The sequence below is a fragment of the Rugamonas violacea genome (assembly GCF_016461825.1).
GTDB lineage: Bacteria > Pseudomonadota > Gammaproteobacteria > Burkholderiales > Burkholderiaceae_D > Rugamonas.
The window spans coordinates 12833-33584 of sequence record NZ_JAEMNU010000120.1; the positions used below are offsets into that span (position 1 = coordinate 12833).

The window sequence follows — 20752 nt, forward strand, 5'->3', positions numbered from 1 at the left end:
TTGAGCAGCCAGGCGCGCGGCGCCGTCCCCTTGTGGATGTGGTGGCAGGCGCCAGCATAACCGATCAGGCGCCGCTACCCTTAGTCGCGGTGTGGATTGTCCGGCCGGCGGTCGTGGCGGTTCGGCACGCCGTCGCCATCGCGGTCGCGGTCATAGCGGTTGGGAATGCCGTCGTGATCGGCGTCGCGGCGCTCCCAGCGCGCTTCCTCGCGATACCAGCGGCCTTCGCGTTCGCGCCAGTGCGGCTGGTTGTAGACGTAGCCGGGCCGCACGGCGACCCAACTGCCGGCGATCCATTCGTGGCGGCCGTGGCGCCATTCCCAGGAGCCGGGCGCCCAGTTGTAGCCGGGGCGGGGACGCGGCGCGCGCTCGTAGCGCGGCGCCGGCGGGGCCATTTCGACATAGTCGTAGGTAGGCGCGTTGACGGCGATCCAGCCGGCCGGCTGCAGGCGCCAGCCGTCGCGCTCCTGGCGCCATTCGGCGTGGCGGTACTGCTCGCCGCGTCGTTCCGACTCCCAATGGCCGGACAGCCAGACGTGGCGGCCGCCGTCCCAGTTCCAGTAACCGGGCGCCCATACCTGGCCGTGGCGGGCCACGGGAATGCTTTCAAAACGGGCCGGCGGCGGCGCGTCGCGCACGACGATGCTCAGGCCGACCTCGGCGGATGCGCTGGCGGGCAGGAAGGCGGCTGCGCTGAGCGCGATCATGGCAGCGGCATAAAAGGTGGGCTTGATCATGTGGATCTCCGGTGGCTGCGTGTCTTCACGCTTGCGACAAATATAGCAAGCGGCGCGCGGCGGCGGGACGACTGATTCAAGTGCTTACATCTGACACATACTCTGCGACAAACTGCGTGCGTTGGCGCACAGACGTCGGCGGAGGCTGCTAGCGTGGCGGGTGGCGGGTGGCGTGGCGGCGGCGGGGAGTGTTCGGTACGGCGGTTGGCGCTTCTGGCGGCGGGGCTTCGCCTGTCACTGCGCGGCGCGCGCGGCGCACGGCGGGGGCAGGCGAAGGGGGCGGCGGCCGATCAAATCTTGCTCGCGTGGTCGGCGGTGGCCAGCGCGGCCTTCTGTTCTTCGACCAGCGATTGCAGCTTCTGTTCGGCGCTCAGGCGCTTGGCGCTGACCACCACCACCTGCAGATTGGCCGGCACGGCCAGGGCGACGCTGGCGACCTTGTCTTGCTGCTGCGGCGCGTTGTCGAGTGCGTAGTTGGCGGCACAGGCCAGGCCCAGGGTGATGACGAACAGGGCTTCGAAGTTTTTCAGGACGTTCATTTTGCGGCTCCTTGCGGTGGTAGTGGTGTTTCGATGTATGCACTGTAGCCAAAGGCCCCATTGGCGACTAGCGGATTGCGACGAGACGCCGCTTTTGCGGGACGAACTGCAGTTTGCGCCGATCAGACGATGACAGCTCGACCATGCTTTTGCGTCTCCCCCCGCATGTGCCCGGCACATCGATCACACCTGCGCGGGGCTTGTATGGCGTCTTTTCTCACTACCGTTCTGCAAGCGATGGCCGAGCGCCGCCGTGCCCGCCGCCGTCTGGCCAATTTGCGGGCCGGCGCGGCGCGCGGGCGCGGTGCGACTCTGCGCGCGGTGCCGGCCGCGAGCACGAAGAACCGCACGGCCGCACGCATGGATGCGGGCACAAGCCCAGGCGCAGGCACGGGCATCGGCTCCGGCTCCGGCTCCGCCGCGAGTATCGGCGCTGCGAGCGGTCGTGTGCCCACGGCTCGGTTGTGGGCGCCGGGCCGGCTGGCCGGCCTTGGGGCCGTCGCCGCAGCCATGGCGGGCGGCGTGCTGATCGCCGGCCACGCCCGTTATCTGGGCGCGGCCACCGTCAACACGCCGGCCGCCGCCCAGCAGCAGCGCGCGGCCGAGGTCTTCCAGGCGGTGCTGCCTGGCGCCGAATTCGCCGTGCCACAACGCGCCGGCGTCAGCCTCGGCCTGCAGCCGGGCGACGCCGTGCTGGTCGCCGCCGGCATGCAGGCGGCGCCGGTGGTGCGGGTCGACCTGTGCAGCCAGCTGCGCGAGGGCGCCGGCGGCGCGCTGCTGCCGCTGCGGTTGGGCTACCGCTTCGAGGACGTGCGTCGCTGGGTGGCGCGCAGTGAGCGCGGTAGTGCGCCGCTGGCGCTGCGCAACGTGCTGCTGGTGCGCGAGCGTGCCGCCCAGCCGAACTTGCCGACGATGCCGGAGGTGGAGATCAGCGGCAAGGCCTTGGCCGACTTCGCCGACCCGCTCAGCGCGCCACTGCAACTGAACTGGCGCAGTGGTCAGAGCAGCACCCGCTGGCTGGGCGACGCCAGCCTGGGCCAAATCGAGCAGGGTACCAGCGGCCGCGTCGGCCTGCGCCAACAGGGTTGGCTTTTGTGGGGCGGCGACGGCGTCAACAACAGTAACGCGCTGCGCATCGAGCGGCGCGCCAGCGCGCTGTGTCCGCAGGCCGGCGAGTTGGTGCTGCAGATGTATCAGCGTCCCGAGACCGGTGCCACCACCACCACCGCCACCTACAGCACCAACAACGCCACCGCCGCTACCGGCATCGTCGCCGTCGCCCCGCCGGCGGCCCCGGCGACCGCGCTGGTGACCGCCTTCCCGGCGCGCGGCAAGGCGGTGAGCGCCTATCTGACGGCGGGTCAATACCGTGTGCCGGTTGCGCCGCGCGGCGAGTTGGAGGACCAATCGTTGTTCCAGGCGCTGCAGCAGCGCGGCCTGGTGCGTCTGGCGCCCGGCGGCGCCGTCGAGCTGGCGCCGCGTGATCTGCTGCAGTGGAGCGCGGCCGGCACCGCCGACCGTGCCGCCGATCTGGCCGCGTGGCGCGCGGTGCCGGCCGATGCCGCCACCCGCAAATTGATCAAGCGCCTGTATTACCAGGCCGACGGCGAGTACGTGCGCCAGCAGGTCGACATCTTCAACAGCGAACGTCGCCTGCTGGCCTGGCGCGGCCGCGACGGCGTTGCTGTCGGTGCTGGCGCTGGCGCCGCCACCGCCGGCACCGCCACCGGCACCGGCCCCGTTGCCAGCTTCGGCTGGCGCGCCAGCGTGGTGAACGGCGGCGTCGACAGCCCCTTGCCCATCACCGCGCAGATGCCGGGCGCCGCCACGCGCCTGTTCGCCCAGCTGCCGCAGGGCTGGCAGCCGTGGACGCGGGTGGCGCGCTGGCCGCAGGCGCCGTCGCAGCCGGCCGTGCGCCTGACGCTGGAGCTGGCCGGGCCGGCCGCCGGCGGCGAGCAGCAGCGCCTGTTGCTGCTCGGTCGCGCCCGCGCGGTGAGCGGCGCCCGGATGCAGGCGCTGCCGGCCTGTTTCGGCCGCGCCTGCGCTGGCGTCGACGACGTGCAGGAGCTGACGCTGACGCTGCTGCCGGGCGCGCGCAGCGTGCAGTTGGACGTGGCGGCGCTGGCCGTCGACGCGCCGCAGGACCAGAAGTACCGCCATCTGCGCGTCGCCGCCGGCCGCCTGGTCTGGCAGCAACTGCCCGAGAGCGCGGCGATCGCCGGCCCAGCCGCCCTGGCGCCGTCCAGCGTGCTGCTGCAGGACCGCAACGGCACGCTGTTGTGGGCCGACGGTGCGCCGACCCAACCGGCGCTCGACGCCGGCCTGGCGACCTTGCTCGGCGTCGGCCCGGAGCAAGGCAGCGGCGTGGCCGGCATGCTGGCGCGCTTGCCGTCGGCCTCGGGCGGGCCGCTGGCCGGCCGCTTGACGCTGGACCTGCCGCTGCAAACCTTGAGCCAGCGCGTGCTCGACTGCGTCGGCATGCGGCGCGGCCGCTGGGACGGCGCCGCCTGTGTCGGCGGCCACGCCGCGCCGGAACCGCGCCACGCCGGCCTGGTCATCCTCGACACCGAAACCGGCGACGTGCTGGCGGCAGCCGGCGCCGGCACCGGCGCCGTCAACAGCGCCAACTGGGCCGAGGTGCGCGACTTCGACCGCAGCAATCCGGCGCGCAGCCCGCTGCGCCTGCCGGCCTTGCAGCACGACGGCGGCGCCCACCAGAGCCCCGGCTCGACCTTCAAGGTGATCAGCGCGCTGGGCCTGGAGCTGGCTGCCGTCAGCGATCCCCAACTCGACGGTCTGCTCGGCGGCCTGCCGCTGCCGGCGATCAACCGCATCGCCCAGCAGCGCGGCTTCGGCTTCCAGACCGACGCCGCCACCTATCCGCTCGATCCGCGCCGCCTGCAACTGGCCCACATCACCAACTACCGGGAGCAGAGCCTGGACCGGCGCGCCCAGGACGGCAAGCTGGGACTGGCGCAGGCGCTGACCTATAGCCTCAACACCTGGTTCGCCTGGTCCAGCGAATTGAGCGACCGCAGCCTGTTCGGCCGGCCCGACGGCGGCGCGCCCGACCTGCAGGCGCTTGACGCCGGCGCGCTCGACGGCGTGCGGCCGATCCTGGCGGCGGCGCACCGGCTCGGCTTCGAGCAGGCGCTGCGCCTGGACGGCGGCCTGCTGCCGGCCGACTACCGCTGGTCGGCTTGGGACGCCTTGCAGACCACGCCGGCCCACATCGACACCATCCACAGCCGCCACGAGCTGCGCCAGATGGCCATCGGCCTGCGCATGCAGGCCACGCCGCTGCAAATGGCGCTGGCGGCCGGCGCGGTGGGCCAGGGTAGGGTGGTGGCGCCGCGCCTGCTGCTGGCGCTCGACGGCCGAGCCAGCGCGGTGCCGACGATGGCGCCGCTCGGCATCCGCCTCGACCGCATCCGCGCCGGCATGAAGGGCGTGGTCGACGTCGGCACCGGAGCCGGCGCCTTCGCCGGCCCGGCGCTGGCCGAGTTGCGCCGTGGCCTGTACGGCAAGACCGGCACCGCGCCCACCGGCGAGGGCACGGCCACGGTGTGGTTCACCGGCTGGCTGGAGCCGGGCAGCCTGCCCGGCCAGACCCACCGGTTGGCGCTGGCCGCCTTCGTCAGCCATTCGGAGGCCAGCGGCGGCGAGCACGCCGCGCCGATGCTGGCGGCGCTGTTGGCCACGCTGGTTAAACAGAAGCCGGCGCAGAGCCAAGAACAGAGAGTGAAATAGCCTTGTGAAGGATGGAATGAAGAGAGAAGATGTGTGGCATGATTTTGAGGCGTCCGTCGGTGGTTGTTCGTCCCGTAACGACCCGGCGCGCCTAGAACGACAGGACTTTATGCGTTTGCCAGGAACCCGCTACCAGGAGCACGGCTGGGAACAAGTGCGCAAGCTGCTCGGACGCTGCTCGGTGCAGGCCTTCCGCCAGTTCAGCGCGGAGCAGGTTCTTTGCCCGCCGGGCCGGCAGGATGCGCTACTGGAGCACTACACCGAGGCGGTGGCGGCGGCGCTGCGCGCGGCCGACAAGACGGCGCGCGCCGAGGCGCATGGCAATAGCTACGGCGACAGCGTCAGCGAGCTGGCCCTCAGCCTGCTGTTCGAGCTGCAGGCGCAGGCCGGCTTTTGGGCCGCGCTGCTGGCCGCCATCGCTGCGGAGCATGGCCGTGGCGGCGCCTTCTGGCACGATGTGGCGGCCGACGGCGTCCTGCGTAAAAAATTCAACGACATGTACGCCGGCCTGCGCGACAAGGTCGACGCCGACAACTACAGCGTCAGCACCGGCCGGCCCTGCTCGCCGAATAAAATCTACACTTATCGCATGCTCGACACGGCCTACCGCGAGGTCGAGCGCCTGTTCGCCGGCTGGCAGCAGCACCAGGGGCAGGTCGGCGAGATACTCGGGCGCGAGCTGGCCGGCAGTCCCATCGAGGCCCGCCAGATGAAGTCCATCGCCGGCTGCAAGGCCGAGTGGATCATCCGCTGGAGCGCGTCGTTGGAGCGCTACGACGGCGCGCCCGGCCCGCTGCACACCCGCTCCAAGCGCTTCGCCAGCCTGAAAAACAGTCCGGAGAAGATCGCCGCCATGCTGGCCGAGATCGGCGACTACGAGGAGCTGTCGTCGAACATGGATAGCGCCGACGCCTGGCAGGGCAACGGCGACTCCGGCGCCGCCGTGCAATGGCTGGAAGACTACTGGCGGGTGGTCGGCGAGTCCGAGGCCGCCGAGAGCGGCGGCGCCTTTGTCGATGCGCAGGATCGCATCCTGCCGGCGCCTACCGACGACGAGCTGGCCGCCGATGCCGATGCCGCCGCCGACGACGAGGCCGCCGACGAACCGCTGGCCGAGGTGACTGCGCGCCGGTTGCGCGAGCAGGAGCTTGACGAGGCGCCGGCCGGCGTCGATGATGCAGCCTTGCTGGCGCGCGAACAGCGGGTGGCCGACGCGCTTTCCCTGCCCCCCCGCTATCTGGAGTTGGCGCGGCTGGCGCAGGACGGCGGCAGCTGGACCCTGCGGATACTGAGCCAGGACTCGCTGCCGATTCGCCTGGCGGTTTATCATAAGCTGCTGGGACCGGACGACTCGACCTATCCGGACGAGTGGCTGGACCCGGCCACCGGCGCGCTGCCCACCTTGCAGCAACTGGCGACGCTGGACCAAATCTCGATGCCGACGCTGCGCAAGCGGCGCAATGAGGCGATAGACCGGCTGCACGCGGCCCATGATGTAAGCCATGAAGCGGCCCCCCGCGCGGAGGCGCCATGAAGGAGAAACAAGTGGATGCGACATCGATGGACGCCAAGCTGCGCGAACGGCTGCTGCTGGCGCGCGCCGTCCCCGGCGACCGCATGATGCTGGCCGACGCCACCTTGCTGGCGGCCTTGGACGGCAGCCGCGCGTTGACGCCGGCCGAGCGCGAGGCGCTGCAGCGGTCGCCGCTGACGCTGCGGCGCTTCAAACAGCTGGCGCTGGCGCGGCGCGCCGAGGCGCGGCCCGCGGCGGCGGCCAACGATTCGGCGTGGTACGGCAGCTGCGGCATGCTGCGCGCCGCCGCCGCTGTCGCCGCACTGGAGCAAATGCGCACCGACGACCAGTGCTGGACGCTGCACTTCCTGCCCACCGACGCGGGGCAGGGCTGGCAGGTGATCCTCAAGCTGGCCATCGAGGCGCCGTTCGCGGCGCGCCTGCTGCGCGAACAGCCGCCGCTGCGCGTGCTCGACGGCGCCGGCGCCATCGTGCTGCAAGGCCGGCTCGACGCCGACGGCGAATGCGAATGCGCCTGGCCCTTCGCCCTGGCACCGGCCGCGCACTTTCAGCGGCATGGCGCCGGCTTTGCTGTCGAACCGGCGGCGCCCTAGGTCATGGCCCTGTTCAAACGACGCCGCCGCACGGCCACCGACACGGCCGGCCTGGGCGCCGTCGTCATCGCGATGCGGCTGGAGGACGGCGACGTTGCGCCGGCCGACTGCCGCGCCGTGGTCTTCAACGCCGCCGGCTATGCCCGCCGCGCACCGGCCGGCAAAGTCGTCCTCGCCGATGGCGAAACGCTGTATTGCTATCACCCCGGCCCATACAACGTCGAATTGACGCCCTTCGCCGCCGCGCCCGAGTTGGGGCTGCGCTTGCAGTTCGTCGTCGACGCCAGCGACCCGCGCGTGACGCAGCAGCGCTTCGAGCTACTGCTGGGCAGCGAGGCCGGGCCACAGCTGCTGTTGGCCGAATTCGCCGCGTCGATTGAGGCGGCACTGCGGTTGGAGCTGCGTCAGGGTGGCCTGGAGCTGCCGCCCTGCACCTCGCTGGACGAGTGGAACGGCTTTCGCGCCGGCCTGAATCAGCTGCTCTACACCCGCTTCGGCGTGACGGTGGACGATTGCTTCCCGGTCGATTTGGGCGAGCGGGTCGACTATGCCGCCACGCTGCGCGCGCGCGCTGAACGCGTGGCCGAGCGCGCGCCCGCGCCCGCATTTGAGCCCGCGTCCGCAGCCGCACCTGCGCCCGCACCCGCACCCGCACCCGCGCGAGCAGCAGTGCCCGCGCCCGCACCCGAAGCCGCGCCGCAGGGTATCGCCGCGCCCGGAGCCGTGTCTCCAGCCGCAGCCGCGTCAGCCACGTCGGCCGCTGCCGCCAATGTGCCATCGCTGCCGTCCCCGCAACAGGCGGCGGCCGACGATGCCAAGGCGCTGCGTCGTCTCTTCCTCGAACTGCCGTCCGCCACCAGCGCGCTGCGCCTGCTCGCGCTACCGCCCGGCATGGCGCTGTTCCAGGTCCACCAACGGCTGCTGCAAGGTCTTGGTCTGAGCAGCCTGTCCGTCGCCACCATGCCGTCGCTGGCCTGGGCTGCGCCGGATCGCCCGCTGGACCCGACGCAGCAGCGCCGCCGCATCCGCCACAGCGTCGCAGCCGTGGCAACCCTCGACGAGGCCTGGGCCTTGCTGGCGCGACTGCAACTGGCCAAACCCGAACAACTGCCTGACATGTTCGACGAGGCCGACCGCATCCTCGCCAACCTCGACCACCATCTGCTGCTGCGCCGCGCTCCGTTCGCGCCAACGGAGCTGGAGTGCGACGAGGCATCCGCGCCGTCCGGCGAGGCGACGCCCGCCGCCGCCGCTGCGCGCAAGGAGCCATCGCTATGACCAACCATCCAGCCACGCCGGCCGCCGCTGCTAACGCCGCTAACGCCGCTAACGCCGCTAACGCCGCCAACGTCGCCAATGCCGGCCATACCGCCACGCCCGACGGCGCGCAAATGAGCGCCCGACCCAGCGTGCCGGTCAGCGCCGACTGCCGCTGCGTATTGACCGACGGCCGCGTATTGACCGTCACCGCCAGCCGCCGCCCGCGCGCCAATCGCGCCGACGTCAAGTGCGCGCTGGCCGGCGCTGCGGCGCTGGGCGAGCGGGTGCAAGAGGTGGTGCGGCTGGCGCGCCACACCGAGGCCCGCTTCGACAGCCGCGACCAGGTGGTGCTGAGCATGGACCTGCTGCCGGCCAGCGGCGAGCGCGATTGGGAGCTGGCCGCCGTACTGGCCGACCGCATGGTACGCGGCGAATATCGTAGCGGCGCCGCTGCGCTGTACGCGCAGGGCTGGTCGGACGCCTGGCATCTGGGCCAGGTGAGTGGGCAATCGCCGCAGGCCATCGCATCGCTGCGCCGCCATCTGGCCGCTGCGGCACTCGCATCGGCATCCGTGCCGGCGGTCGGCGCCCTCGTTGCCGCCACAGGCGAACCAGGCGGCATCAGCCTTGTCGTCGGCGGCGATGGTGGTGGCGGTGCCGCCGAAGTCGACAGCATCGCCGCGCTGCCGGCCGTCCTGCGCATCAGCCACCTGGGCGCGTTGAGCGGGCACACCGATCCGGCGTCGGCCGTGTCCACCGCGCGTGCCTGGTTCCCGCTGCACAGCGGCGGCGTCAACGATGCGTTGGGCTGGGTCGACGTCAGCGTCTACCCGATAGTCGCCAGCGGTGCCGACGAAGAGGATACAATCGCCGCGCCGGGGCTCGACGCCAGCATCCAGCTGGCGTTGCGCCAGGCGCTGGTCGGCGCGCGCCATTTCGACGGCCGTGGCCTGGGCCGCTGGCGCACCGTGGTGCGCTTCGGCCAGCCCCGCTTCGAGGGCAATTCTTATCAACTGGCGCTGGTGATGGCCGACCGCTTGGCGCGCGGCCGCGAGTTCGTCCCGCGCGGCCGTTTGATCGCCAGCGGCTGCTCCAGCGCCTGGCACGCCGGCCGGGTCGAGACGGTCGATGGCCTGGCGGCCAAGGCGGCGCTGATTTTGCGCCAGGTGGTGGACGGTGACCGTGTGCTGCTGCCCAAGGAGTGGCAGGCCGGCCTGCCGGCTGGCTTCGCGGCCGCCGTCAAGGTTCGCGGCGCCAGCGTCGCCTGTATCGAACGAATCGGTGTGATCTGAATCGTGCGCAAGAATGAAAGCGGCACGCCCCTGCTAAAATCGGTGTCTGGCGGGGCGCGGCCAGTGGATGAATCAAGTTAGGAGTCTGACATGTTCCAAATGTTTGGTTTTGGCGGCGTTAAATGCCCGCGTTGCGAGCACAAGAACGACGACCAGTCGGGCTACTGCAATCACTGCGGTTTGACATTGGGCGCCTCGCGCAACGAGCCGGTGCTGCGCGACAATCGCTGGATTCCCGGCGACGACGAGCTGGCCGTCTACTTCGGCGTGCGCGAGCTGTCGGGCATCTTCACCAAGACGCTGCGCGTGCCGGCCACCGCCCGCGCCTACATCCTGCAAGCCGACAAGGCCACCGAGGTGCCGCAGGGCGAGTACGAGATCGAGGGCTTCTTCACCCGTCTGAACCACCTGCTGCGCAGCCAGCACGCCGAAATCCTGATCACCCGCAGCACGCCGCTGCCGGTCGAATTCTCCTTCAGCGACCTGCATACGGCCGAACACCTCAAGGTCTCGGCCCGCTTCGCCGTCGGCCTCAAGGTGGAGAACGTGGCGGCCTTCGCCCAGCACTTCATGACCGTGCCCGGCTCGGTCACCACGCTGCACCTGCACGATTTGCTGGCGCCGTCGGTGCGCCAGTTGGCCGCCGAATTCATCGGCGCCCGTTCGATGCGCGACATGGCGCACAACGCCGAACTGCGCGCCCAGCTCGACGAACGCCTGCAAAACGCGCTCAAGCAGCGCCTGGCCGAATACGGCCTGGCCGTGAGCCAGGTGGAAACGGCGGCGCTGCGCCACGACAAATTCGACCACAACCGCGAGCGCATCGGCACGCTGTGGCTGGTGGCCGACGAGCGCCATGTGCAACTGGAGCACGTCAAGCAGCTCGATCAAATCTACGACGAGGAAGAGTGGCAGGCCATCTGGCGCGAGGAGCAGAAGCAGCGCAGCGAGCATCGCCGCGCCGAGCTGCGCCAGGACGCCGGCGTGCAGAAGGCCGAGCTGGCGCTGCAGGAGGCCGAGCGGGTGCAGGCGATCCGCGCCCGCGAGGTCGACCTGTACGGCCGCATCATCGAATCGAAGACACGCAAGGCGGCGCTGGAGAGCGGCGCCGGCACCACGCTGGCCGAACTGGAACACGAACTGTCGCGCAACAAGGCGCACCGCGCCGGCGACACGGCCGACTGGGAGCATGTGCGCCATCTGGCGCAGATCAAGATGCGCACCGAGCTGGAAGTGACCCAGCAGGCCGCCACGCAGGACCGCCAACTGGCGCAACAGCACTTTGGCCAGCAGCTGCGCCAGCAGGCGATCCAGAACCAGATCGCCCAGGCCCTGCTGATCGAGGACGAGTCGCGCCGCCGCGCCGAGCTGGCGCGCCTGCGCCAGCGCGAGGAGGAGGAGGGCAAGCGCCAGGCGCAGATGGAGGCCGAGCAGCACGTCGCCCACTTCCAGGGGCTGGCGCTGGCCAACGCCGCGCGCCGCCGCGAGGCCGAGCGGGTGCAGGAGTGGGAAGACCAGCTGGCCCTGGCGCGCCAGCGCGAGCTGCTGCGCGGCGACGCCGTCAAGGACGCCGCCAACGCCGTGCAAGTGGCCGAGATCAACGACAAGATCGAACAGCTGCGCCGCAGCGGCGCCCAGGCCGACGCCGTCGCCCAGTACGAGAAGCTGCTGCGCACCATCGAGGCCGACGGCATCCACGCGCGGCAGAACCAGGCCAACGTCAACCAGGCCATGCTGGACCAGCTGGCCGTCGACGAGCAGCGCCAGATTCTGGCGCAGAAGGAGCACGAGGCGCAGTGGCAGCGCGAGCTGAAGGCGCGCGAGCACGAACGCGACGAGCGCTTCGCCCGCTGGAAGGGCGAGTACGACCTGCTGCTGGCCCAGCAGCAGCACGAGATCGAGCGCATCGCCGCCATCGGCGCGCTGAGCGACAGCGGCAAGGTGGCCACCGCCGCCACGCCGAACGCCGCCGCGCTGACGCAGATCATGAAGCTGCAGATCCAGGGCGGCATGAGCGCCGAACAGATTCAGGCCTTGGCCCAGGTGGTCGCCGCCGAACACGGCGTGACGCCGCAGGAAGCGGCCCGTCTGGCCCAGGAGCGCGTGCTTGAAGAACGCGCCCAGCGCGACGCCGACATGGACAAGGACCGCCGCCACCAGCTCGACCTGCTCAATTTGCAGATCACCGCCGGCGCCAACGCCTTGACCACGCAGAGCCAGTTGGGCGTCGGCGTGGCGCAGGCGCAGGGCGGCGGGGCGATCCACCATCACCACGCCGCAGCGCCGCAGACAGCGGCGCCGGCATCGGCCGCGCACCTGGTGCCCGAGCTGCCCAAGTATTGCCGCAACGGTCATCCGACGCGGCCCGGCCACCCGTTCGACAAGTTCTGCGCCGAATGCGGCGTGCCGCTACAACCCTGATGGAATCGGCCTGACACGATTTGATGATGCAAACAGCAAGAGAAAAGATCCGCGAACTGCGCGCCTTGCACGATGACGGTCTGCTGAGCTTACAAGAGTTCGACCGCCGCAAAAACGCCATCCTCGACGCCGAGTACTCGCCGCCGGGTGGCGCCCCTGCGGGCACGGCCGGGGCATCCGCGCTGCCGCCGCCAGCGCGCCAAGGCACCGAGCTGGGGCTGATGTCCGGCCAGGAAATCGGCCCGCAGAACCGCCGCTACCGGCTCGAACGCCTGATCGGCATGGGCGGCATGGGCCAGGTGTGGCAGGCCACCGACCTGGCCACCCACGCCGAGCTGGGTCACAGCGACATGGTGGCGCTGAAGATCCTGCCGCCGCAGCTGACGCAAAGCGCCACCCACGCCAAGCTGCTGATCGAGGAGGCGACCCAGGCGCGCAAGCTGGCGCACGAAAACATCGTCCGCGTCTACGAGTGGGCGCAGGACCCGGCCACGGCCAGTTACTTCATCATCATGGAATACCTGGAGGGCGAGGACCTGGACGCCTTCCTGGCCCGCGAAGGCGTGCTGGCGCTGGAGCGCATCTGCGAGCTGATCGAGCCGGTGGCGCACGCGCTGCAATACGCCTGGGACAAGCACAAGCTGGTGCACCGCGATATCAAGCCGGGCAACGTCTTCCTGACCAAGCGCGGCGAGATCAAGCTGCTCGACTTCGGCATCGCCTCGCGCGCGCGCAGCGCCGGCAGCAGCCTGGGACTGCAGACGCCCAACGCCGGCACCGCCGGCTATCGCGCGCCGGAGGCCGGCACCCACGCCCGCCAACCGAGTCCACGGCTGGACGTGTACGCCGTCGCCGTGATGATCTACCAGATGCTGGAGGGCCGGCTGCCCTTCGACGACATGCGCACGGCGGACATCCACCCTTCGGCGCCGGCTTCGCTGAACCTGCGCCAGTGGCAGGTGCTGCAAAGCGGCTTCGCCTACGCGCAGGAGCGCCGTCCCGCCACGGTGGCCGAGCTGCTCGACGGCCTGCGCGCCGCCGCCGGGCCGAACGAGCAGGAGTTGGCCGAGCAGGCCGCCGAGGCCGAGCGCGCGCGCCTGGCCGAGCAGCAGCGCCGCAAGGAACAGGCGGAGCAGGCCGTCCTGGCCGAACAGGCCCGCGCCGTCGAGCAGAAGCGCCAGGCCGAACTCAACGCCCGCCGGCTGGCCGAGGCGCAGGCCGCCGCGCAGGTGGCGGCGCAGGCGGCGGCGATCGAAAAGGTCAAACTCGACCAGCAGCGCCGCGAACTCGAAGCCCGGCAGCGCGTCGAGGCCGAGGCGGCCGCCAAGATCCGCAAGCAGCAGCTGCGCGAGCAGTTGCAGGCGCGCCGCGAGGCCGACGCCAAGGAGGCGCGCGAGGCCAAGGAGGAGCAACAGCGCAAGCTCAATCAGTTGAAGGTCGAGGCGGCCTACCGCAGCGAGCAGGAGCGCCACCGCAAGCAGCTGGCCGCGCGCAACGCCGCCGAACTGGCCACGCTGATGCCCACTGCGGCCAGCCCCGTGGCCGACCCCAGCGGTGTGCTGCGCGACCGCTTCCTCGACGGCACCGGCAGCGGTCCCGAGCTGGTGCTGATCCCCACCGGCCGCTTTCAAATGGGCTCGCCGGAGCATGAGCAGGCCATCGCCATTCAGGCCGGCGCGCAGAAGGGCTGGCTGGAGCGCGAGACGCCGCATCACTGGGTCGGCATCGAACAGCCGTTCGCGCTGGGCCGCCACCCGGTCACGGTGGGGCAGTGGCAGCTGTTCGTCCGCGCCACCGGCTGGGAGTCCTTGTCCGACACCGACTGGCGCGCGCCCGGCTTCAAGCAGAGCGACGAGCATCCGGTGGTCGGCGTCAGCTGGAACGACGCCCAGCTATACCTGCGCTGGCTGTCCGAGCGCACCGGCCAGTTGTACCGCCTGCCCAGCGAGGCGGAGTGGGAGTACGCCTGCCGCGCCGGCACCCGCACCGCCTTCAGCTTCGGCGACGAGATCAGCACCGAGCGGGCCAACTACGACGGCCATTACACCTACAACGGCAGCCCGCGCGGCCAGTACGTGCAGGGCACCAGCAAGGTGGGCAGCTACGCGCCCAATCCGTGGGGACTGTTCGACATGCACGGCAACGTGTGGGAGTGGGTGCAGGACGTGGTGCACGAAAACTACCAGGGCGCGCCGGCCGACGGCCGCGCCTGGGAAGAGGACGGCGACAGCGTGCGCCGCGCGCTGCGCGGCGGCGCCTGGCTGTACAACCCGCGCTATCTGCGTTCGGCGGTGCGCAACGGCTTCTCGGCCGTGCTGGCCAACGACATCGTCGGCTTCCGCGTCGCCCGCAAGCTGGTCTAGCCGGCGCGTCGGCGGCTATAAAACCACCGAAGGGCGAACCGCCGGGGTCAGCCCGCGCGTCGGCGGCTATCAAACCACCCAAGGGCGAACCGCCGGGGTCAGACCCTCGCGGGTCTGACCCCAGTCTCTGCCTGTGGGTTTCTCAGCCCAGCCGCTCCATCACAAAATCGACAAAGCTGCGCACCTTGGCGCTGGGCCGGTGTTCAGCGCGCCGCACCACGTGCATGACGCGGGTCGGCAGCTGCCAGTCCGGCAGCAGCGCGGTCAGCGCGCCGGCGGCTATCGGCTCGTCGAGCAGCGAATCCGGCTGCACCACCACGCCCATGCCGTTCAGCGCGGCCGCCAGCAGCGCCGGGCCGTTGTTGCTGACGAAGGAGCCCAGCACCGGCACCGCCACCATCTGTCCGTCCCGGCTGAAGCGCCACTGCGGATTGCTGCCCCACGAGGCGAAGGCCAGGCAGTTGTGCCGCGCCAGGTCGGACGGGTGGCCCGGTGTGCCGTGGCGCGCCAGATAGGCCGGACTGGCGGCGGCCAGCATGCGCGTGGCGCGCAGCGGCCGGGCGATCAGCTCGGCGTCGTTGACGCTGCCGGAGCGCAGCGCGATGTCGATCTCCTCCTCGGCCAGGTCGACCACGCGGTTGTTCAGTTGCAGGTCGATCTGCACCTTGGGATAGGCGGCGCTGTACTCGCTGATGACCGGCATCAGCCGCAGCGCGCCGAACACCACCGGCGCGCTGACCCGCAAGCGGCCCTGCGGCACGCTGCGCAGGTTCTCCGCCACCTGGTCGGCGGCGGCCACGCTGGCCAGCACGTCGCGACAGCGCTCCAGATAGCTGGCGCCGATCTCGGTGAGCGTGTGACGGCGCGTGGTGCGTTCGATCAGGCTGGCGCCCAACTGCTGTTCCAGCGCTTGCACGTGCTTGCCCACCATGACGGAGGAGATGTCCAGCTCCTTCGCGGCGGCGGCGAAACTGTCGGCCGTCGCGGCCACCACGAAGACCTGCATGCTGCGGAGTTTATCGCTCATATTCGGAAGTATTAGTTACGAGTATATGAATAATATACTAATTTATCGCTTCAATAGTTTCGCTTATGCTGGTGGTCATGACGAAGCCCCGGCCAATCCGGCCGGGTGTAAGTCAGCCCCCCCCAACAGGAGAAACGACATGGCTGCATACGCGATCGGAAGTCTGACCATCCACAACACCGAATGGCAAAAGGAGTACGGCGAGAAGATGCCGGCGCTGATACAAGCCCACGGCGGCAAGCTGCTGGGCCGTGGCGCGGCGCAGCATTTGGAAGGCGCGCCGCGCCTGCCGGGCACCACGGTGCTGCTGGAGTTCCCCAGCATCGAGCAGGCGCGCGCTTGGCAAGCCGACCCGCTGCACGAGGCGCTGCGCAAGCTGCGCAGCGGCGGCGCCGACTTCGACCTGCAACTGCTCGCCGGCGTCTAGCCGGGCGGGGCGCGTCTCGGCTCAATGGGAGATTGGCGAAGTGGGGCGAAACGGTGTAAATTGGCGATTCACCTATATTGCACTCAAGGAATAGCATGTCGATCAAAGTCATCCGCGACCAATCCCTGCCCATGCGCCACGTCGCGCACATCCGCAACCACCTGATTTCCGTTGACGAAGGCGTGGACATCGGCGGCAGCGAGGCCGGCCCGACCCCGCACGACCTGTACGACGCCGCGCTGAGCGCCTGCAAGGCGCTGACCCTGGTCTGGTACGCCAAGCGCAAGGGCATCCCGCTCGAAGACGTCGAAGTGAGCATGGAGCGCGACGCCAGCGAGGAGCGCCACGGCACCTACCGCCTGGCCGCCACCCTGCACCTGGGCGGCCCGCTGAGCGACGCCCAGCGCCAGGAGCTGCTGACCGTGGCCGACAAATGCCCCGTCCACAAACTGATGACCAGCGTGACCACCGAGGTGAGCACCGTATTGGGAGAGGCAAAATGAGCATCGCCAGTGTGCTGAAGGGCCACGAGAAGGATCTCGGCGGCGGCTTCGTCGTGCGGCGCTATCTGCCGGCGGCGGTCAAGCAGGCGGTCGGCCCGTTCATCTTCTTCGACCATTTCGGCCCGGTCGACGTGCCGGTCGACGCCAACCACGACGTGCGGCCGCATCCCCACATCGGCCTGGCCACGGTGACCTACCTGTTCGAAGGCGCGATCGACCACCGCGACAGCATCGGTTCGGTGCAGCGCATCGAACCGGGCGCGATCAACTGGATGACCGCCGGGCGCGGCATCGTCCACTCCGAGCGCACGCCGAAGGATCTGGTCGGCGTGCCGCACCGCACCCACGGCCTGCAACTGTGGGCCGCGCTGCCCGCCGCGCACGAGGAGGACGAACCGAATTTCGTCCACACGCCGGCCGCCGACATTCCGGACTTCACGGTTGACGGCGCGCGCGTCAAGGTATTGATCGGCACCGCCTTCGGCAAGACCTCGCCGGTGGCCACCTACAGCCAGACCTTGTATCTGGACGTGACCCTGCAGGCCGGCCAGGAGTTGGGTCTGGCCAGCCTGCCGGAAGAGGCGGCGATCTACCCGATCAGCGGCCAGCTGGAGATCGACGGCGTGCCGCTGGCCTTGCACACCATGGCGCTGCTCGACACCCGCAGCGCCCAGCTGGTGCGCGCCGACAGCGCGGCGCAGTTCATGGTGATCGGCGGCGAGCCGCTCGACGGCCACCGCTTCATGTTCTGGAACTTCGTCTCCTCGCGCAAGGAGCGCGTGCTGCAGGCCGGCGAGGACTGGACCGCGCAGCGCTTCGCCGCCGTGCCGGGCGAGACGGAGTGGATTCCCCTGCCGCCGAAGGTCGGCAAGTAAAGGCCACCTCGACTACCCGTCATTCCGCATCGGCGGACCGCCGCGCAGGCGGGAATTCATACCCTGCACGCTCATTGGCTCAGCATGGGTTCCCGCCGGTGCGGAACGACAATTTGGTGGTTTTTCGAAGCGCCGTGAACCAAGCCTGCTGGGCATTGGCTCGCGCCGATGTCGGCGCATTGGCCGGCGCGCTTTGTCGCCGGCCGTTCAACATGTGGAAACGGAAGCGGAGGCGTCTTGGATAGCAATCTGAAAAACCTGTTGGCCGAGCTGGAAGCGTTCGGCCAGTCGAACGACGGCGCGGTGAAAGAGCGGCCCGGCCGCATGCTCAACATCACCCGCGACACGGGCGAGTTGCTGTCCGTGCTGGTGCGCAGCACGGGCGCGCGGCGGATTCTGGAAATCGGCACCTCCAACGGCTATTCGACCTTGTGGCTGGCCGACGCCGCCCGCAGTGTCGGCGGCACGGTGACGACGGTGGAGCTGTCGCGCTTCAAGATCGAGCTGGCGCAAGCGAACTTCTCCCGTTCGGCGTTGACCGACCACATCCGGCAAGTCGAGGCGGACGCCGGCGGCGTGCTGCGCGCGGCGCAGGACGACAGCGTCGATCTGATTTTTCTCGATTCCGAGCGCAGTGAATATTCCGGCTGGTGGCCGGATGTGCGGCGGGTGCTGCGTCCCGGCGGCCTGCTGGTGGTCGACAACGCCACTTCGCACCGGGATGAAATGGCCGCCTTCATGGCGCTGGTCGGGGCCGACAGCCAATTCCATACTTGTTTGGTCCCGGTCGGCAATGGCGAGTTTTTGGCGACGAAGAACCGCTGAATGCTCAATCGCGAATGCGCCGCAGTGACAATTTGAGTATATATTTCAGAAGCCGCACAGTAAACTACGCTCAGGCCGAGGTTTGACGCGACGTGGATATGCGCGGCGGGCGGCATTACTCTTAAGACTAGTGGTCATTTTTTCTTATGCCGAGGAGCTTAGCGAGCATGAATTCCACATTCAATGGACGACGTCAGCCTCCGCTTACGATGCCGCCGAGCAGGCTGCAGCCAGGGAGTCCGCGGCAATTGGCGACGCCGCAGCAGGGCGCCAGACCAGCCGCTTCGCTCCCGCCTTCTTTGCCGGCTTCCGCATCGAATATATTGCAGAGGAAGGCTACAGGTCTTCCATTGCTGCCGCCTCCCTTCCGTCCCAATCCCAGCCCGCAACTGCCGCAGGCCAAGGCCGTGCGGGGGAAAGCTTTCGAAGCTCCGCGGCTTGTGCAGTCCAGAAGCGCGGTCTTTCCTCCTGCACTGCCAGCCTTGCCGGTGCGCTCAGGTGCGATACAGCGCTCAGCGCCGAGTGAGGAGAGCAAAACCGAAGCGAGTATAGGATCACGGGTTCGTGGCGAAAATTCCGCGAGCCGCTTCAAGAGTGCTCGTTTGGGGGCGAAGGCGGCCACGGCGCGAAAGGCATCGAGCGCTCCGTATGTGCCAACGCCGCGGAAGAGGGACCTTTGGAACGAAACGACTAGACCAAGCTTTCTCGAGACGACATGGGACGGGCTTTGGGCGGAGGCCGGACGTCATGAAGGCAAGGGCGGAGTCCGGCAATATCCTTGCGTAAAATGCGGGAAACAATGCCTGCGACGGAAAGATACCGGTAAGAAAAAAGCTACCGCAGACGATGCCACGATCGATCATGCCACTAACTGGAAGGAATATATCCTTACTAAGGGCGCGCCCGTTGAAGATGGGGAAGATGCCGGGCGAGTGACGGCAATAGGCGCAAAAAACGCTTACAACGATACCGATAACCTGTCCCTCATGTGCAGAAGTTGCAATTCAGCGAAAAACGGCCCCAAAAATGTATTCGACTGAGCTTTCCGCACCATGAAACGATTTTTTTGCCGATGGCGACCATCCTGCCGCCTGTCCAACGAGGCCTTGAGTTGAATCAGGCCGCTTGGGGGAGCGGGGTGGCGAGGCGTGCCGTCCGCGCTCCCATGATCAGCAGCCACAGCGTGAAGGCGACTTCACCGAGTTGGCACGGGAAGGCCAGGTTGGCGACCGTTTCCGCGTATTGCGGCCACAGCAGGCCGGAGAAGCTCAGGCCCAGGTAGGCGACGCCATTGACGATCAGCCATACGCCGATAAAGCGCGGCAGGTAGGCGGAGCGGAACACCAGGTAGGCCAGCGGGAACAGCCACAGACCCCAGAAGATTTCCGCCGCGTAGGTCATTTGTCCGTGGATGCGCAGGAACAGCATGGTCAGGCCGTCGCGCTGGGCCTGGTTGAAGGCGGACAGGAGGTCGGCGCCCTGCACCAAAATCAGCGCGGCGACGTCGTTGAGCACGTTGAAGACGTACATCGGCGTATCCATGAATCCCAGCATCAGCATCAGCAGGGCGGCGCCCTTGTGCACATCCTTGAACAGGCGATACAGCAGGAAGGTCAGGAACAGGCTGACGGCGGCGGTCAGCATGTCGCTCATGATGCCGAGGCGGAACAGTGCCGCATGGCTGGCGATGTTGTGGATCGTCGCCGCCGTGTCGCCGTCGACGAACAGCTTGCCGGGAAGGTAAATGAGGCGGAACGGCGCGATGAGGATCAACAGCAGGTAGATCAGGCCGGCGATTCTGGCGTTCTTGCTGAGCGTGGATGCAGCGTTACTGGACGGTAAAACCTGGTTCATTGGGCTGGCTCCTGAGGATGGGATATCTCGCATATGATTTTTAATTCACGTGTAAATATTATCTGACAGGTGAAAGGAAGTCAAACACCATCGCGTGGCAAGCCGTAAATATTTTTTTGCTAAGTGGGAGGTATGGCGGCGCAGGCCGGCCGCTGGCTCTATCGCGATTTACTGACAGTCCTGCCGCGTTGGGCGCGGCAGGACCTGGGGATGGGTGTGGTTAGCCGCTTACTTCTTGGCCTTGCTTACTTGCCTTTTGGCGTCATGGTACTGCCACAGCACGTTGAGTATTTTCCATTCGTTGCCGCTGGTCTTGTACAGGTGCATGTGGTCGATCCATTCGTCCGCCGTCAACTTCACCGACGCCACCCGGTTGTCGATGTCCAAAATCTTGATCTCTACCCTGGGAAATTGCGGGAACTTGGTGCCGTCCTTGTTGTACGACTTGGCCACTTTCACCATCGTGTCGTAATCGGTTTTCATGATGAATTCCGAGCCGTCTTCGGCTTGCCAGTAGGTGCGTTTGGCGAGTTCCTTGTCCAAGCCGCGCTGCATCAGTTCCGGGTCGGCCTTGTGCTGCGATTCAATATAATCGAGCACGGCCCGTTCCACCGCTTGGCGGTCGGACGGGCTGTCGGCAAAGGCGGAAAAGGGTAGCAGCGCTGCGATAAAGAAAATCAAACTCCGATTCATGTGTCGTCCTCAGGTAGGCCAATGTGAAGTAGCTGGGCGAGTATTCGCGGCATGTTCTA

The 20752-nt window shown here is 68.6% G+C and carries 16 protein-coding genes; 11 read left to right on the plus strand and 5 right to left on the minus strand.

Features of this window, described 5'->3' with window-relative positions; genetic code table 11:
* Positions 1–80: 80 nt before the first annotated feature.
* On the minus strand, positions 81–737 hold the full coding sequence (locus tag H7U20_RS21855; protein ID WP_199761261.1) for a thrombospondin type 3 repeat-containing protein: 657 nt from the start codon (positions 735–737) through the stop codon (positions 81–83).
* A 290-nt stretch (positions 738–1027) separates the two neighbouring features.
* Positions 1028–1276, minus strand: a complete 249-nt coding sequence (locus H7U20_RS21860; protein ID WP_199761262.1) for a hypothetical protein — start codon at positions 1274–1276, stop codon at positions 1028–1030.
* A 447-nt stretch (positions 1277–1723) separates the two neighbouring features.
* Here H7U20_RS21860 and H7U20_RS21865 point away from each other — a divergent pair, with 447 nt between their 5' ends.
* The 7 genes from H7U20_RS21865 (at position 1724) to H7U20_RS21895 (ending at position 14489) form a co-directional block, all read left to right on the plus strand.
* Complete coding sequence (locus H7U20_RS21865) at positions 1724–5026, plus strand: penicillin-binding transpeptidase domain-containing protein (protein WP_370593215.1); 3303 nt, start codon at positions 1724–1726, stop codon at positions 5024–5026.
* A gap of 109 nt (positions 5027–5135) precedes the next feature.
* Positions 5136–6560, plus strand: a complete 1425-nt coding sequence (locus H7U20_RS21870) for a hypothetical protein (protein WP_199761264.1) — start codon at positions 5136–5138, stop codon at positions 6558–6560.
* Complete coding sequence (locus H7U20_RS21875) at positions 6557–7153, plus strand: hypothetical protein (RefSeq protein WP_199761265.1); 597 nt, start codon at positions 6557–6559, stop codon at positions 7151–7153. Before H7U20_RS21870 ends, H7U20_RS21875 begins: the two co-directional genes overlap by 4 nt.
* 3 nt (positions 7154–7156) lie before the next feature.
* A complete protein-coding gene (locus H7U20_RS21880; RefSeq protein ID WP_199761266.1) occupies positions 7157–8431 on the plus strand; it encodes a hypothetical protein in 1275 nt (424 codons plus the stop codon).
* On the plus strand, positions 8428–9705 hold the full coding sequence (locus tag H7U20_RS21885) for a hypothetical protein (RefSeq protein WP_370593216.1): 1278 nt from the start codon (positions 8428–8430) through the stop codon (positions 9703–9705). The genes H7U20_RS21880 and H7U20_RS21885 overlap by 4 nt, the downstream gene beginning before the upstream one ends.
* A 90-nt stretch (positions 9706–9795) precedes the next feature.
* Positions 9796–12126 carry an SPFH domain-containing protein gene (locus H7U20_RS21890; protein WP_199761267.1) on the plus strand — a complete coding sequence of 777 codons (2331 nt, stop codon included), beginning with the start codon at positions 9796–9798 and terminating at the stop codon, positions 12124–12126.
* Positions 12127–12149: 23 nt separating this feature from the next.
* Positions 12150–14489 carry an SUMF1/EgtB/PvdO family nonheme iron enzyme gene (locus H7U20_RS21895; RefSeq protein WP_199761268.1) on the plus strand — a complete coding sequence of 780 codons (2340 nt, stop codon included), beginning with the start codon at positions 12150–12152 and terminating at the stop codon, positions 14487–14489.
* 142 nt (positions 14490–14631) lie between these two features.
* On the opposite strand, the gene H7U20_RS21900 is transcribed toward H7U20_RS21895, so the two are convergent.
* Positions 14632–15516 carry a LysR substrate-binding domain-containing protein gene (locus H7U20_RS21900; protein WP_199761269.1) on the minus strand — a complete coding sequence of 295 codons (885 nt, stop codon included), beginning with the start codon at positions 15514–15516 and terminating at the stop codon, positions 14632–14634.
* Positions 15517–15655: 139 nt separating this feature from the next.
* On the opposite strand from H7U20_RS21900, the gene H7U20_RS21905 reads away from it, so the two are divergent.
* The 4 genes from H7U20_RS21905 to H7U20_RS21920 all read left to right on the plus strand — a co-directional run bounded on the left by H7U20_RS21905 (position 15656) and on the right by H7U20_RS21920 (position 18146).
* Entirely contained in the window at positions 15656–15943 is a 288-nt protein-coding gene (locus tag H7U20_RS21905; RefSeq protein ID WP_199761270.1) for a DUF1330 domain-containing protein, read from the plus strand.
* 95 nt (positions 15944–16038) lie between these two features.
* Positions 16039–16446: an OsmC family protein gene (locus tag H7U20_RS21910; RefSeq protein ID WP_199761271.1), complete on the plus strand. Its 408-nt coding sequence runs from the start codon at positions 16039–16041 to the stop codon at positions 16444–16446.
* Complete coding sequence (locus tag H7U20_RS21915; RefSeq protein ID WP_199761272.1) at positions 16443–17321, plus strand: pirin family protein; 879 nt, start codon at positions 16443–16445, stop codon at positions 17319–17321. The genes H7U20_RS21910 and H7U20_RS21915 overlap by 4 nt, the downstream gene beginning before the upstream one ends.
* Positions 17322–17558: 237 nt before the next feature.
* Positions 17559–18146: an O-methyltransferase gene (locus H7U20_RS21920; RefSeq protein ID WP_233410984.1), complete on the plus strand. Its 588-nt coding sequence runs from the start codon at positions 17559–17561 to the stop codon at positions 18144–18146.
* A gap of 1116 nt (positions 18147–19262) precedes the next feature.
* Here the strand turns inward: H7U20_RS21920 and H7U20_RS21925 are convergent.
* Positions 19263–20000 (minus strand): DUF4386 domain-containing protein, encoded by a 738-nt coding sequence (locus H7U20_RS21925; RefSeq protein ID WP_199761274.1) that lies wholly within the window; start codon positions 19998–20000, stop codon positions 19263–19265.
* A 228-nt stretch (positions 20001–20228) separates the two neighbouring features.
* Positions 20229–20693 (minus strand): nuclear transport factor 2 family protein, encoded by a 465-nt coding sequence (locus tag H7U20_RS21930; RefSeq protein WP_199761275.1) that lies wholly within the window; start codon positions 20691–20693, stop codon positions 20229–20231.
* Positions 20694–20752: the final 59 nt, after the last annotated feature.